This window comes from Enterobacter sp. JS8-1, from assembly GCF_049187015.1.
GTDB classification, from domain to species: domain Bacteria; phylum Pseudomonadota; class Gammaproteobacteria; order Enterobacterales; family Enterobacteriaceae; genus Enterobacter; species Enterobacter mori.
The window spans coordinates 2509036-2523206 of sequence record NZ_CP185805.1; the positions used below are offsets into that span (position 1 = coordinate 2509036).

Annotated in this window: 13 protein-coding genes and 1 pseudogene; 2 read left to right on the top strand and 12 right to left on the bottom strand. The window is 56.9% G+C overall.

The genetic code is table 11. The features are described 5' to 3' along the window. Positions 1-13: 13 nt before the first annotated feature. A complete protein-coding gene (locus tag ACOQH0_RS11885; RefSeq protein WP_010431462.1) occupies positions 14-1342 on the bottom strand; it encodes a 2-hydroxycarboxylate transporter family protein in 1329 nt (442 codons plus the stop codon). Between the two features lie 381 nt (positions 1343-1723). Here ACOQH0_RS11885 and ACOQH0_RS11890 point away from each other — a divergent pair, with 381 nt between their 5' ends. Further along, on the top strand, positions 1724-3409 hold the full coding sequence (locus ACOQH0_RS11890) for an NAD-dependent malic enzyme (protein WP_421510418.1): 1686 nt from the start codon (positions 1724-1726) through the stop codon (positions 3407-3409). Positions 3410-3448: 39 nt separating this feature from the next. On the opposite strand, the gene pptA is transcribed toward ACOQH0_RS11890, so the two are convergent. The 11 genes and pseudogenes from pptA to ACOQH0_RS11945 form a co-directional block, all read right to left on the bottom strand. Beyond that, complete coding sequence (gene pptA / locus ACOQH0_RS11895; protein WP_010426149.1) at positions 3449-3679, bottom strand: tautomerase PptA; 231 nt, start codon at positions 3677-3679, stop codon at positions 3449-3451. 38 nt (positions 3680-3717) lie between these two features. After that, complete coding sequence (locus tag ACOQH0_RS11900) at positions 3718-4335, bottom strand: glutathione S-transferase family protein (protein ID WP_421510419.1); 618 nt, start codon at positions 4333-4335, stop codon at positions 3718-3720. Positions 4336-4382: 47 nt separating this feature from the next. Then, positions 4383-5270, bottom strand: coding sequence for an ABC transporter substrate-binding protein (locus ACOQH0_RS11905; protein WP_421510420.1), 888 nt, complete (start codon positions 5268-5270; stop codon positions 4383-4385). A gap of 9 nt (positions 5271-5279) precedes the next feature. Next, the gene (locus tag ACOQH0_RS11910) at positions 5280-6053 is read right to left on the bottom strand and encodes an amino acid ABC transporter ATP-binding protein (RefSeq protein ID WP_010431467.1); all 774 of its coding nucleotides are present in this window, start codon (positions 6051-6053) and stop codon (positions 5280-5282) included. Beyond that, positions 6037-6963: an amino acid ABC transporter permease gene (locus tag ACOQH0_RS11915; protein WP_010431472.1), complete on the bottom strand. Its 927-nt coding sequence runs from the start codon at positions 6961-6963 to the stop codon at positions 6037-6039. Before ACOQH0_RS11915 ends, ACOQH0_RS11910 begins: the two co-directional genes overlap by 17 nt. Positions 6964-6972: 9 nt before the next feature. Next, positions 6973-7482 carry a GNAT family N-acetyltransferase gene (locus ACOQH0_RS11920; protein ID WP_421510421.1) on the bottom strand — a complete coding sequence of 170 codons (510 nt, stop codon included), beginning with the start codon at positions 7480-7482 and terminating at the stop codon, positions 6973-6975. A gap of 9 nt (positions 7483-7491) precedes the next feature. Continuing rightward, positions 7492-9755 (bottom strand): annotated as a pseudogene (locus ACOQH0_RS11925) (NtaA/DmoA family FMN-dependent monooxygenase). A gap of 16 nt (positions 9756-9771) precedes the next feature. Next, entirely contained in the window at positions 9772-10893 is a 1122-nt protein-coding gene (locus ACOQH0_RS11930; RefSeq protein ID WP_010431480.1) for an amidohydrolase, read from the bottom strand. Beyond that, positions 10890-11891, bottom strand: coding sequence for an LLM class flavin-dependent oxidoreductase (locus tag ACOQH0_RS11935; protein WP_421510422.1), 1002 nt, complete (start codon positions 11889-11891; stop codon positions 10890-10892). Before ACOQH0_RS11935 ends, ACOQH0_RS11930 begins: the two co-directional genes overlap by 4 nt. Positions 11892-12000: 109 nt before the next feature. Further along, a complete protein-coding gene (locus ACOQH0_RS11940) occupies positions 12001-12540 on the bottom strand; it encodes an AAA family ATPase (RefSeq protein ID WP_421510423.1) in 540 nt (179 codons plus the stop codon). A gap of 73 nt (positions 12541-12613) precedes the next feature. Continuing rightward, positions 12614-13012, bottom strand: coding sequence for a (R)-mandelonitrile lyase (locus tag ACOQH0_RS11945; RefSeq protein ID WP_042719523.1), 399 nt, complete (start codon positions 13010-13012; stop codon positions 12614-12616). Between the two features lie 113 nt (positions 13013-13125). Here ACOQH0_RS11945 and ACOQH0_RS11950 point away from each other — a divergent pair, with 113 nt between their 5' ends. Further along, positions 13126-14040, top strand: a complete 915-nt coding sequence (locus tag ACOQH0_RS11950) for a LysR family transcriptional regulator (RefSeq protein ID WP_421510424.1) — start codon at positions 13126-13128, stop codon at positions 14038-14040. Positions 14041-14171: the final 131 nt, after the last annotated feature.

Genomic DNA, 14171 nt, shown 5'->3' on the forward strand with positions numbered 1-14171 from the left:
CTGATATTTCGAATCAGTGCGCCATTATCCAGCCCATCAGCAGCGTGGCGAAAATCACCGTCGATGCGCCACCGATACGGGTAGCGATCTGCGCGAACGGCATCAACGACATGCGGTTAGAGGCGGATAAAATCGCCACGTCCCCTGTCCCACCCAGCCCGCTGTGGCAGCAGGTAACGATCGCCGCTTCCACGGGATACATATTCAGACGCGATGCAACAAAATAGCCGCTCAGCGCCATCGCAATCACGATCGATCCGCACACCACAACGTAGCCCACCGAGAAGACCGCCACCACGCTCTCCAGCGGCACGTACAGCATGCCCAGACCAATCATTAGCGGCCAGACCAGCGCTGCCGAGACAAACTTATAGCAACTGTGCGCCCCCTGTTCCATGGAACCGGGAATCACCCTGAAATACTTACACAGCACGGCGATGAGGATCATCAGCACTGGACCAGGGATGTGCACAAGTTTTTCAAACAGGCCACCGACGATGAAAAATGCGCACACCATTAGCAGCCCGCCCCCCATCAGGTGGAAATCCGTCTGCTGAACGCTTTGCGTTCCCGCAAACAGATTCTGATCGTCCTTGCTGCGGGTTAGCATGCCGTTTCCCGAAAGTGCAGGACGTTTCGTTCCCAGACGCGCCAGCGTACCCGCACAGATGATGGCGAAGATATTACCGACGACGGCGGCAGGTGCCAGCTGTGCGACGTAAACGTCAGGCGCTTGTCCGAGTATGGCCGAATACGCCAGCGACAGTGGCAAAATGCCCTCACCAATCCCACCGCCAATAATCGGCACGATGATGAAGAAAAAGGTGTGGTAAGGCGTATAGCCAAACAGCGAGCCGACGATTAACCCGCTCATTACCGCCATCAGCGTCCCGACAACCAGGGGTACAAACATGCGGATCATCCCCTGGATAAGCAGCACCCGGTTCATCCCCAGAATGCTTCCCACCACCAGACAGGCAATAACGAAATAGAGCAGATTCGCCTCTTTCATCAGCAGGTGTACGGTATCCAGCGTCTGTTTTTCGAACACGCCAAAATAGACCAGGATGGATGGCACCATCAGGCAGAGAATGGCCGGACCACCGATGTCCTTCAACAGCGGGATCTGACGACCGATTTTGGCAAAGGCGAAACCGAGCGTCATGATCACCGCCAGTCCACCGATCATATTTTTCGGCAGCAGCCCCGCCCATGCGGACGTCGCCACGATGGTCGCAATGCCCACAAACAACATCAGTGGGACGGCGCCCACTTCGGCATTACTCAACCCTAACGTAAAACGCGAGGAGACCGGAGAAGTCGATACAGGATTATCTTTCATATAATCACCTGATTAGTAGGTTCGGATATAAAAACAGGAGTAAAAACCGATAACTCCTGTGTTCAAAAATATTCTTTATATTTAATAATTTTAAATCGCCATTGATAAAATGGTTCAGCGTGAAATTAGCACGGGCATTCAGCCAGAAATGTGAAGGCCGCAATGGTTTTATTTTATAAAGTTAATTCATCTTTTAGTAAGTAAAGTTATTCATCGCCCGGCATTTTGAAATTAATAAAACCAGACAGAGTGTGACCCTTATCACCACCACCCTGATTTTTAACCGCTAGATTAGCGCTAAATAAAAACATAAACGCGCTTAAGAACAGACCTGCTTCGCAAATCTTATTTAATCCGTTTTAACTATTTCAGGAGTCAACCATGTCTCGCAAAGAAGTGCTGTATACGCCTTATAACGGCGCAGTACTGCTGGAAAACCCATTACTGAATAAAGGCCTCGCGTTCATTAAAGATGAACGTGATAATTTTAATCTGCACGGCTTATTACCGCATAATGTTGAAACCATTGAAGAGCAGACCGAACGCGCATGGGTACAATTCTGTCATTTCAAAAGTGATATTTCCCGCCACGTTTATCTGCGTAATATTCAGGACACCAATGAGACCCTGTTTTACAATCTGTTGCGGAAACATATGAAGGAGACGCTGCCGATCATATATACCCCAACGGTCGGTGAAGCCTGCGAACATTTCTCTACCATCTATCGTCGGGCGCGCGGGCTTTTTATTTCATGGCCTAATCGCCATCGCATCGATGAAATGCTGCAAAGTTTCTCGCGTAATGATATTCGCGTGATCGTGGTGACTGACGGAGAGCGTATTTTGGGCCTTGGCGACCAGGGGATCGGTGGAATGGGCATTCCGATTGGTAAATTGTCATTGTATACCGCGTGCGGTGGTATTCATCCGGCCTCAACGTTGCCGATTATGCTGGATGTCGGTACCAATAATCAGCAACATCTGGACGACCCGCTGTATATGGGCTGGCGTCATCCACGCATCAGCGACGAGCAATACGCTGAATTTATGGATATGTTTATCAGTACCGTCAACGCCCGCTGGCCAACTGTTTTACTGCAGTTCGAGGATTTTGCGCAAAAAAATGCGACCCGATTACTCCAGCGTTACCGCGACCAGCTGTGCTGCTTCAATGACGATATTCAGGGAACCGCTGCCGTCACGGCCGGCACGCTGATTGCCGCCGCCCATGCAGCCGGAACCCGCATTCGCGATCAGCGCGTGGTCTTCCTCGGCAGCGGCTCTGCCGGATGCGGTATAGCCGAAAAAATCGTGGCGCTAATGGTCGACGACGGGCTAACCGAGGCCGAGGCCCGCAGCCGGATCTTTATGGTCGATCGTTTTGGCTTATTGACCGACGATATGACCAACCTGCTCGATTTTCAGAAAAACCTGCTTACGGCGCGGGAAGCCATTCGCGACTGGCAGGTGGAATCATGCAATATTTCGCTGATGGAGGTGGTCAGAAATGCCCATCCAACCGTGATGATTGGCGTATCCGGTCAGCCGGGGCTGTTCAGCGAAGCGATAGTTAAAGAGATGCACCGCCACTGCCCGCGCCCTATTATTATGCCCCTCTCCAATCCAACATCACGCGTAGAGGCGCAACCTCAGGATCTGATCGAATGGACGCAGGGTGGCGCTCTGGTTGCGACGGGTAGCCCCTTCTCGCCGGTATTCTGGCAGAACGAACAGTACGACATTGCCCAGTGTAACAATGCCTACATTTTCCCCGGTCTGGGGCTGGGGATATTGGCCAGCAACGCGCGGCGGGTTACCGAAGAGATGTTGATGGTGGCGAGCCGTAGCCTGGCGGCGCAATCGCCGCTGGTCACCACTGAAAAAGGTGGATTACTCCCTCCCGTCGACTGCATTGATACCGTGTCGCGCAATATCGCGTTTGCGGTCGCCCGGGCAGCGATTGAGCAAGGCGTTGCGGCGGCAATGGATGACGAGACCTTGCTGGCGCAAATCGAAAAAACCTGGTGGCAGGCGGACTATGCGCCGTACCGCAGGTCGGCGCTGTAGTTTCAACCCCGGGTAGCGTTCCCGCCTGCCCGGCAAACCTTACATCGAATACCCAGGCTTCTTGATCAGCTCGTCCAGTTTCGGTCCGATCTCAGTATCCCAGACCTGCGCTTTCCAGTCGGCTTCCTGAACTTCATTCAGCGCCACCGAAATGGAGCGGTCTTTGCTGTTCAGATGGCGCGTTATCACCTCGGCGATATCCGCCGCCAGAGCGTTTTTTTGTTCATCATTCAGATCGCGGGGAAAACATTTGATATCTACGTGTGGCATTTGCAGGTTTCCTTTTATGTAATCGCCTTCCAACGTTATCAGATAATCTCGTTTGCCTTTAACACCTTGTGCAGTTCAGGTAGCGCACACACCGAATCTGCGATCGCGGTGATCTTTGGCGTGTTGGCCGCAAACCAGTCGTGTCGTGGTCCCCAGGTGCGCGCGACCGCAATATAGACATCGAGCAGCGTCAGCCGCTCCCCCAGTGCAAAAGGAGACGCGTTAAGTTGGTTATCGAACCACAGATAGAGTGATTTCCGGTACTCAATGCAGTTTTTCTTCAGCTGCTCCGGCGCGTCGGGCACCCAGCGTTCCGGATAATCGGCATAGGTAAAGGTGGGATAGACGTTCGCCACAAACCAGATGAGCAAACGCTGAAACTGCTGGCGCTCGGCCTGGCCGACGGGCGGGGCAAGATCCGGGCAACGGTCGAGCACCATCAGGGCAATGGCCGCGGTCTCCGTCATGATGCCGCCATTTTCAAGCTCAAGCGTAGGCACCTGACACAGCGGGTTGAGTTTTTGCAGCAGCTCACGCTGCGGGCCGGGCTGGTCAAACCCGTCCACGTTGATAAACTGATAAGGGATATCTGCCAGGGTTAGCATCACTTCGCTGATTGCCGAGCCCCAGCCGGGTACGCCATAGAGTTTAATCATGTTGCCCCCTCCCCCTCAGGAATGAAAACCCTAAGTATAGAGCACCATTAGTAGGTTATCCCCGGCGGGTTGACCTCCGACTGCGCCACCGCTTCGCCCTGTTCACCCCAACGCGCCAGCACCTTCTGGTACTCTCCCCGCTTGATCGCACCGTCCAGCGCGGCCTGCAGCGCGTACACCAGCTCATTGCCCTTTTTCGTGGTGGTGGCTACAAACGCCTTTTTCGGCCCTAAACCCACGACGCGCGTTTTTCCGGTGAGCGCCGCTTTGTAGGCCGAGACTGACTGAGGCCCGAAGAACACGTCTGCCCTGCCGGACTGAATATAGAGATTGCCGGAGGCATCGTCCTGGAGATAGACCGGCAGCGCAGGCGTCCGCCCCGCCTTTTTGTTCTCTTCGTTCCAGCCCAGCAGTATGCGCTCCTGATTGGTGCCCGAGCCGACAATCACCTTTTTCCCTGCCAGATCTTCCGCGCTTTTGATTGACTGAATCTCGCTGGTGGATTTCACCGAAAACGCCAGCGAATCGACGCGGTAGGTGGCAAAATCAAACTTCTCTTTGCGCTGTTCGGTCACCGCTATGTTCACCAGCGCCACGTCGTAGCGCCCGGAGCTGATCCCCAGCGGCCAGTCTTCCCACGCCGTCGGCACCAGCTTCAGCTTTAGCCCCAGACTGCCCGCCAGCAGGCGAGCGATATCCGGGTCGCTGCCGATGCGCGTGCGGTTATCGCTTGCCAGCAGCGCCAGCGGCGGCGAATTGAGGGCTGAAATGGCCACCGTCAGCGTACCCGGCTCAACGAATGTGTAGTTTGGGGGGATCTTCGACACCGCCTGCGCATCAAGCGTTATCGGCAGCGGCTGCTCGTTGGCTTTCACATCAATGCTAGCGTGGCTCACCGTCGTGAAGACCAGCCCCGCCAGAAGTCCATATTTCATCTGCGCTCCTTACAGCACTTTAGACAGAAACTGGCGCGTTCGCGCATGCGACGGACGGTTCAACACCTCGTCGCTACTGCCCTGCTCAACAATTTTCCCGTCAACCATAAACACCACCTGATCCGCGACTTCACGGGCAAAGCCGATCTCGTGGGTGACGACCACCAGCGTGGTGCCGGATCGGGCGAGCTTTTTGATCACGTCCAGCACTTCGCCAACCAGTTCAGGGTCGAGCGCCGAGGTGGGCTCATCAAACAGCATCACGCGGGGGCGCAACGCCAGCGCGCGGGCAATGGCGATACGCTGCTGCTGTCCGCCGGAAAGATGGCGCGACCAGGCATCGGCTTTATCCCGCAGCCCAACCACGTCCAGCAGGCTGTATGCCCTTTCCAGCGCCTCTTTTTTGCTGAGCTTTTTATGCGCGATGGGCGCTTCTATCAGGTTTTCCAGCACCGTCAGATGCGGGAAGAGATTAAAGTTCTGGAACACGTAACCTACGTTGACGCGCTGTTTGAGGATCTCCTTCTCCTTCAGCTCGTAAAGCTTGTCGCCCTGACGGCGATAGCCGATGTAATCCCCGTCAATCTGGATAAATCCTTCGTCAACGCGCTCCAGGTGGTTAATGGTGCGCAGCAGGGTTGATTTGCCGGAGCCGGACGGCCCAAGGATGACCGTCACGGACCCGGGCGGGATCTCAAGCGAAACGTTGTCGAGCGCCTTATGGCGGCCAAAAAACTTGCTGACGCCGGTAATCGAAATGTGTCCTTCAGGAGAGGCTTGCATGAACGGGCTCCTGTGCTGGCGTGGAGGTAACGGAACGGACGCGGCGAGTGGCGCGGTTCTGATTGACGGCGGAGCGGCGTTCGCTGCGTGCCAGAGCGCGCTCAACAACATACTGAATGGCGGACAAGACGGTGGTAATGACCAGATACCAGGCAGCACCGACCATCAGCAGCGGGATCACCTCCTGCGTGCGGTTGTAGATCATCTGAATGGTATAGAACAGTTCCGGCATCGCCAGGACGTACACCATCGCCGTACCTTTGGCGAGACTGATGATTTCATTGAACCCCGACGGCAAGATGGTGCGCAGCGCCTGAGGCAGAATGATCCTCACCGTACGACGCCAGGCCGGGAGACCCAGCGCGGCGGCCGCTTCATACTGACCGTGATCGACCCCCAGGAAGCCCCCGCGAATAATTTCGGCGGTATAGGCGCTCTGCACCAGCGTCAGCCCCACCACGGCGGTAGAGAACTGCCCCAGCACGTTGATGGTGTCGAAGCTGCCCCATGTAATACCGGTGAACGGCACGCCCAGAGAGAGCGTGTCGTAGAGATAGGAGAAGTTGTAGAGAATGATCAGCACCACAATCAGCGGCAGCGAACGAAACAGCCAGATATAGCCCCACGCCAGGCTGTTCAGTAGCCATGACGAGGACAGTCTCGCCAGCGCCAGCAGGCCGCCCAACACCACGCTCAGCGCGGTGCCGATCAGGGTCAGCAGCAGGGTCTGCCCTACGCCTTCGAGGATCACCGGGTCAAAGAACCAGCGGGCGAATACCGCCCACTCCCAGCGCGGGTTAAAGGCCACCGACTGAATCACGACGGCCAGGACAAACAGCGCCACCGCGGCGCCGACGGCCCGCAGCGGATATCGCGCCGGGACCACCTTAATGGTTTCAACGTTGCTCATCGTCGTTCCTCATGCGGTTTTACTGAACGCTTCGCGTACCAGCGTTTTAGTGAAGCGCAGCCGACCGTCAAACGGCGGCTGGCTGTACTCTTCCGGATCCCGGTTCAGATCGAACTGCGCCTGGTAGCCCTGGCTGAGATAGAGCCTGACCGCCTCCGGCTGGCGAAAACCGGTTGTCAGGTAGATTTGGCTATATCCTGCCAGTACCGCCCGGCGCTCAAGCTCCTGCACAACGCGCCCGGCAAGCCCCTGCTGACGCAGGGTTTTGTCCGTCCAGATGCGTTTGATTTCCGCGGTGCGTTCGTCGAAAGGTTTGTACGCGCCGGTGGCGATAATCTTTCCATCTCGCTCCAGTACGATAAACAGCCCCTGCGGCGCTAAATACCACTCGGTGAGTTCAACTTCCGCGTCTTTAGAGAAGTAGTCCCCATAACGGGCGGCGTATTCTCCGAACAGCCCCTCGATGATGGGCTGGAGTTCGGCATCTTCCGGCGAAACGTCACGAAAGTGTTCGCTCATGCAGCCTCCTTAATCGCCCAGGCCAGCAGGGTTCACTTCGGACTGAGGAATGCGCTCAACCCCTTCCCCCCAGCGGTTCAGCACTTTGTCGTAATCGCCGTTTTTGATGACACCGTTCAGCGCGGTTTGTACCGGCTCAACCAGCCCGCTGCCTTTTTTCAGCGTCACCGCAATGTGCGCCGCCTTTGGCCAGCCGCCGTCGACGCTACCCACCAGTTTGGTTTTCCCGTTTAGCGCCGCTTTCCAGGCGCCAATCACGTTCGGACCAAAGTAGGCATCCGCGCGTCCGGACTGCAGCGCCAGCGTTTGTGCCGCATCGTCTTTGGTGTAGATCGGGGTAAAGGGTTTGAGTCCCTTCTTCAGGTTTTCGGCATTCCATGCCAGCAGGATGGCCTCCTGGTTGGTGCCGGAGCCAACGATAATCCGCAGCCCGGCGATGTCCTCCGCCTTCTCAAGCGACGCGATCGGGCTGGTTGATTTCACGTAGAACCCGAGGGAATCTTTTCGGTAGGTGGCAAAATCAAATTTCTCTTTGCGCTCTTTGGTCACGGTGATATTGCTGATGGCTGCATCGTATTTCCCGGAGGCCACGCCCAGCGGCCAGTCTTCCCAAGAGGTCGGCACCACGTTCAGCTCCAGTCCCAGGCTGTCAGCGACCAGACGGGCGACGTCCACTTCACTCCCCAGCAGCGTTTTGTTGTCATCGGAAAACACCGTCAGCGGCGGTTGATTGAGGCCCGCCACCGCAACGGTAAATTTCCCCGGCACGGCGAAGCGGTAATCTTTCGGCAGCTGTGCCACCGCATCGTTGTTTTTGGCGGTATTAACCGGCGTTTTATTGGCCTCAATGCTCACGCCGGTGCCGTTAATCTTCACATTCTCTGCCCAGACGGCAGGGGTAAAAGCCAGCGCAAGCGCCAGAATAAGCGATGTTTTCTGCATAGCGGGGTTCTCTTTTATTGTTGTGTGAATTGGTTTTTAGGTTCGTCTAAGCCAAGGCTTTCGCGCAGCGTGGTGCCGGGGTAGTCGGTCCGAAACAGTCCGCGCGCCTGTAAAACGGGTACCACCTGGTCAACAAAGCGCGGGAAAGTGTCCGGCGTACCGCCCTGAATGATGAAACCGTCCGCCGCATGGCCTTCAAACCAGGCCTGCAGGCCGTCAGCCACCTCTTCCGGCGTGCCGGAAAAGCGCGGGCGCGGTGATGCAGCTTCAAGGGCCACCTGACGCAGGGTTAAGTTACGCTCTGCGGCATTACGCTTAATTTCATCGGTGGTGCTGCGGAAGCTGTTTTTGCCTAAGTCGCCGATATCCGGGAACGGCTCGTCGAGCGGATACTGGCCGAAATCGTGATGCTCAAAATAACGCCCGAGGTAGTTGAGGGCATCGTTAATCGACACCAGCGCCGCCGTGGTTTGATACTGGTTTTCCACGTCATCGGCGTCTTTACCCACAATGACGCTGACGCCCTGGAATATATGCAAATCAGACGCGCAGCGTCCGTTAATTTCCAGCTGCTGCTTCACGTCGCGATAAAAGGCTTTCGCTTCGTCGAAGGTTTCATGATGCGTAAAAATGGCGTCGGCATGTTTCGCCGCCAGTTTTTTCCCGTCGTCCGACGCGCCCGCCTGAAAGACAATCGGTCGCCCTTGTGGCGTTCGACCAATATTCAGCGGACCGGCGACCTGGAAGAAATCACCGTGGTGGTCCAGGGTATGCAATTTTGCCGAATCAAAGAATTGGCCACTCTCTTTATTGCGCACAAAGGCGTCGCCCTCCCAGGAATCCCACAGCCCTTTCACGACGTCGAGATACTCGTCCGCAATGCGATAGCGCAGCGCATGCTCGGGGTGCTTTTCACGGGAAAAATTCTTCGCTGAGCCTTCCAGCGGCGAGGTCACCACGTTCCAGCCCGCGCGCCCGTTGCTCAGGTGATCGAGGCTGGCAAACTGACGTGCCACGGTAAAAGGCTCGCTGTAGGAGGTGGATAAGGTTCCCACCAGGCCAAGGCGTGAGGTAATACTCGCCAGCGCGGATAATACCGTTAGCGGTTCAAAGCGGTTTAAAAAATGCGGGATCGATTTCTCGTTAATATAGAGACCGTCGGCCACGAATAAGAAATCGAGTTTGCCCGCCTCCGCTTTTAGCGCCGTCTCTTTAACAAAATCAAAATTGATGCTGGCATCCGCGATTGCCGCAGGATGACGCCAGGCTGACATATTTCCGGATGCACCATGCAAAATGGTCCCCAGCCGCAGTTGACGATGTGCAGACATATTCACCTCAAATAAATTAAACGTGTTGCAGGGCTTTTTCCGCAAGCTGTGCAAAATAGCGGGCAGCGGGTTCAATGAGGGCCTCATCCGGATTAAAGGACGGGTGGTGTAAACCAAACGGGCTGTTGCTGCCAATGCTGACAAACGCGCCAGGAATTGACTGCAGATAGACCGCAAAATCCTCCCCGCCCATGTGCAGCTCCGCATGCTGGGTTTCGTATCCTGACTCTCTGGCAACAGAGGTGGCGAAATCTGCCCAACGTTCGTCGTTCACCAGCGCGGTCGGTCCGGCATACCAGGTGATGTCGATCTGCGCACTGAAGGCGCTGGCAAACCCGGCGGCGATTTCCCCGACGCGGGCCTTCACGTTTTGCTGCACTTCCGTGCGATGGGTGCGCAGCGTGCCTTCCAGCTCCACGCTTTCCGGCAGGACGTTCCAGGTGTTGCCTCCGGCAATGCGCGTTACGCTCAACACCACCGAATCCAGCGTGTTGACGTTGCGGCTGGCAACGCTTTGCAGCGCCGTCACCAGCTGGCTCGCCAGCACAATGGCATCGTTGCCTTCGTGTGGACGTGCGGCGTGCGCACCCTTGCCGGTAATGCGGATCACAAAGCGGTCAACGTTGGCATAAAACGGCCCGCCGCGAGTGGCAAACTCGCCTACCGGCAGCCCCGGCTCGTTATGCATACCGAAGATGGCGCTAACGTCACGCAGGGCACCGGCCCGCACCATGCTTTTTGCGCCGCCAAAGTTTTCTTCCGCAGGCTGGAACAGGATCCGCACCCGCCCGTCGAGCGACGCTTCACGCTCTTTCAGCTTCAGCGCCGCGCCGAGGATCACGCTGGTGTGGATGTCGTGTCCGCAGGCATGCATCACCCCCGCACGCTGCGAGCTAAACGGCACGCCGCTGCGCTCCTCTATCGGCAGCGCATCAATGTCTGCGCGCAGCGCAATCAGCTTATTACCCGTCCCGATTTCCGCCACCAGCCCGGTTGTCAGGTCATACGGCAGCGGCGTAATGCCAGCATTCGTCAGCCACTGGCGCAGGCGTGCAGTCGTTTCGACCTCCTGTCCGGAGAGTTCCGGGTTCTGGTGCAGCTCACGACGCCAGGCAATCAGTTGTTCGCCAAAACTCATACGGTGACCTCCTTGTTGAGACGCGCTTCGGCAAGCAGACGCAGCGACGCGACGCGCGTTGCCCCCTCCGCGACCGGCGTGTCGATGATAAATTCGTCAATGCCCCACTGCTCGTGCAGGGCGTTCAGTTGTTCAAGCACCGAGTCAGCAGTGCCCGCCAGCAGGGACTGCGCCCGGCGGGCAATACGCACCGGCTCGCTGCCTGCCTGACGCGCAAAGGCGTAGGCCTGTTCTTCGCTGGCGACGGTCACGCGCTGGCCGTTTGCCAGCTCAACGCCCCATACTTCGACCTTCTGCGCCAGCGCGTCGGCCTGCTCCTGCGACTCCGCCACAATGGCCTGCACTGCAACAATCACATCGCGGGTGCTGTTCTGACGCCAGGTTGACACCACCTCTCGCAGCAGTTCCGGATCGCCGTTCAGATGAGCGGCAAAAACAAAGTGCCAGTCAAGTGATGCGGCGAGCAGCGCGCTTTCGGTACTGGCTCCCAGCAGGAACCCCTGCGCAGGCACTGACGGCAGCGGCGTGGCGCGAACGGCCTCCTCCACCGACTGATTTTCAGGACGGATCCAGCCGTCCAGCTGCGTCAGCTGTTCTGCAAAGCTGCCTTTTTCCTGAGGATGTAATCCAAGCTGCAGTGCGCGGGTAGAGAGCGGGAGACCGCCGGGGGCTTTCCCGACGCCCAGATCCACGCGGCCCGGTGCCAGCGCGGCCAGAAGATTAAAGTTTTCTGCGACCTTATAGGGGCTGTAGTGCTGAAGCATGACGCCGCCCGACCCCACGCGAATGCGCGTTGTTTGCCCGAGGATCCAGGCAATCAGCAGTTCCGGTGAGGGGCTGGCGAGCTGAGGGGTGTTGTGGTGTTCGGCAATCCAGAAGCGGTGATAACCCAGCGTTTCCGCCTGCTGCGCCAGTGTTAAGGTACGTGCCAGCGCATCGGCGGCGGTTTCGTGTTCTGCGACGGGGCTTTTATCCAGAATGCTGATTCGCCATGACATGTTGCGTTCTCGTTTGACTTAACATGTCGTCATTATTAAAGGCGCGATTAACCTCTGAGAAACAATTAATTTACATTTAGTTTGCCGGAAATCAGATATGTAAACCCTGCTAACGGTGTGATTTAAGCGATGAAATCAGCGCCTCCGCCTCCTGCCGACGGGTGATGCGGACAAAGCGAATGTGGGCATATTGCGGATTTTGCATATCGGCTTCGTAGCGTTCGCGATTGCTGCGCCAGGTTTTGAGGGTCCATATGATGATGGACTCCCGGCTAAAAAACGAGCGGCGGAAGCTTTCACGGTTTCCGGTGCCGGGCCACAGTTCCTGCTGGTGCCATGCACGCCTGAAGGCGCGCGTTACCGCCTGCCAGAGCGTGCGGGCGAACCCGTAGTCCACCCACACCACCAGATCTACCTCGCGCCATTTCACGGGACGAGTGCGGTTGTAGTTACCATCGAGCACCCAGCCGGGCGTGGCGGCCAGCGTCTCCGCCAGCGTTTTCAGCAGCACCTCGTCGGGCGTTCCCTGCCAGTCAGGACGCCAGTACAGCCTGTCCATCTCGATGTACGGGAGTGACAATTCCGTTGCGATGCGCCGGGCAAGCGTGCTTTTGCCACTCCCGCTGGTGCCGATAATATTGATTTTCACCGTTCCGCCTGACTATGCTGAAAAAAAGGATCGCATCATATCCCTTTCTTTTTGTCACCGAAACGCTCAATAGCTAATCATTCGGGTACTGCACGTCACTCACTTTCTCCAGCCACTCAACCGGACTGCCGTTTACCGCTTCGGCGATGGCAATATGAGTCATCGCCGTTTGCGCACACGCGCCGTGCCAGTGCTTGACGCCCGGCGGGATCCACGCGATGTCGCCCTGGTTAAGCGGCTCCGCCTCTTTGCCCCACTCCTGCAGCCAGCCGCGCCCTTGGGTGACAATCAGCGTTTGTCCCAGCGGATGAGTGTGCCAGGCGGTACGCGCGCCCGGCTCGAAGGTCACAGTGGCCCCGCCTACTTTTGCCGGTTCTGTCGCCTGGAACGGCGCATCAATACGCACGGTGCCGGTGAACCAGGCGTCTGGCCCCTTTACTGACGGTAATGAACCGCTGCGGATAATTTTCATCATGTACTCCTCGTTGACTGTTGCGTTAACAGTAGCGCAAAGCCATCCGCAGCATTAGAGTGCATAATCAGAACGTAAACATGAACTGAATTCATAAATGAGGGCTAGCCGCCATGTTAAAAGACAATTTCAACGATCTGCTCTCGTTTATGGTCGTCACCCGCGAGCGCAGCTTTACACGAGCCGCGGCACAGCTGGGCGTCTCGCAGTCGGCACTGAGCCATGCGATGCGCAATCTTGAAGCCCGACTCGGCGTTCGCCTGTTGACCAGAACCACCCGTAGCGTGGCGCCTACCGAGGCCGGCGAGCAGCTTTTTATCCGCTTACGTCCCCACCTGATGGAGATCGAACAGGAGCTGACGGCGCTGCGCGATACGCGCGACAGGCCTGCGGGGAATATCCGTATTACCGCGGGTGAACATGCCATGGAGAGCGTACTTTGGCCGGTGTTGAAACCCTTTATGGCGCAATACCCGGATATTAACGTTGAAGTGACGGTGGATAACGGCCTGACCGATATTGTTGATGGGCGTTTCGACGCGGGCGTGCGCCTGGGTGAACAGGTGGCGAAAGATATGGTGGCGGTGAGGATCGCGCCGGACATGCGCATGGCCGTCGTCGCGTCCGAAGATTATCTGGAGCGCTTTGGCGTGCCGGAAACACCGGAGCAGCTTCCGACGCACCGCTGCATCAATATGCGCCTGCCCACTCTTGGGGGATTATATGCCTGGGAATTTGAACGCGACGGGCGCGGTTTTAGCGTACGAGTTGAAGGACAGCTTACGTTGAACAGCCTGCCGCAGCGTATCGATGCCGCCGAGAACGGTCTCGGTTTGGCCTACGTGCCGGAAACGTCGATCAGTAAGGCCGTGTCAGAAGGACGGTTAGTTCAGGTCCTCGATGCCTGGTGTCCGACCTTTGAAGGATATCACCTTTATTATCCCAGTCGCCGCCAGCATGCACACGCTTTCAAGCTGCTGCTGGATGCCCTGCGTCAGCCGTCAGCGATACCCACAGGTAATTATTAAGCAAACCTGATGATTAAAGCACCGCTTCAACGCGCGTTTTGTCTAAAAACTCGCCACGTTTCAGCGCGTTGTGATCCCCGTCTGCTCTGACCACACGATTTCCTTCGACGTGCATCACTTTCGGCACGGTT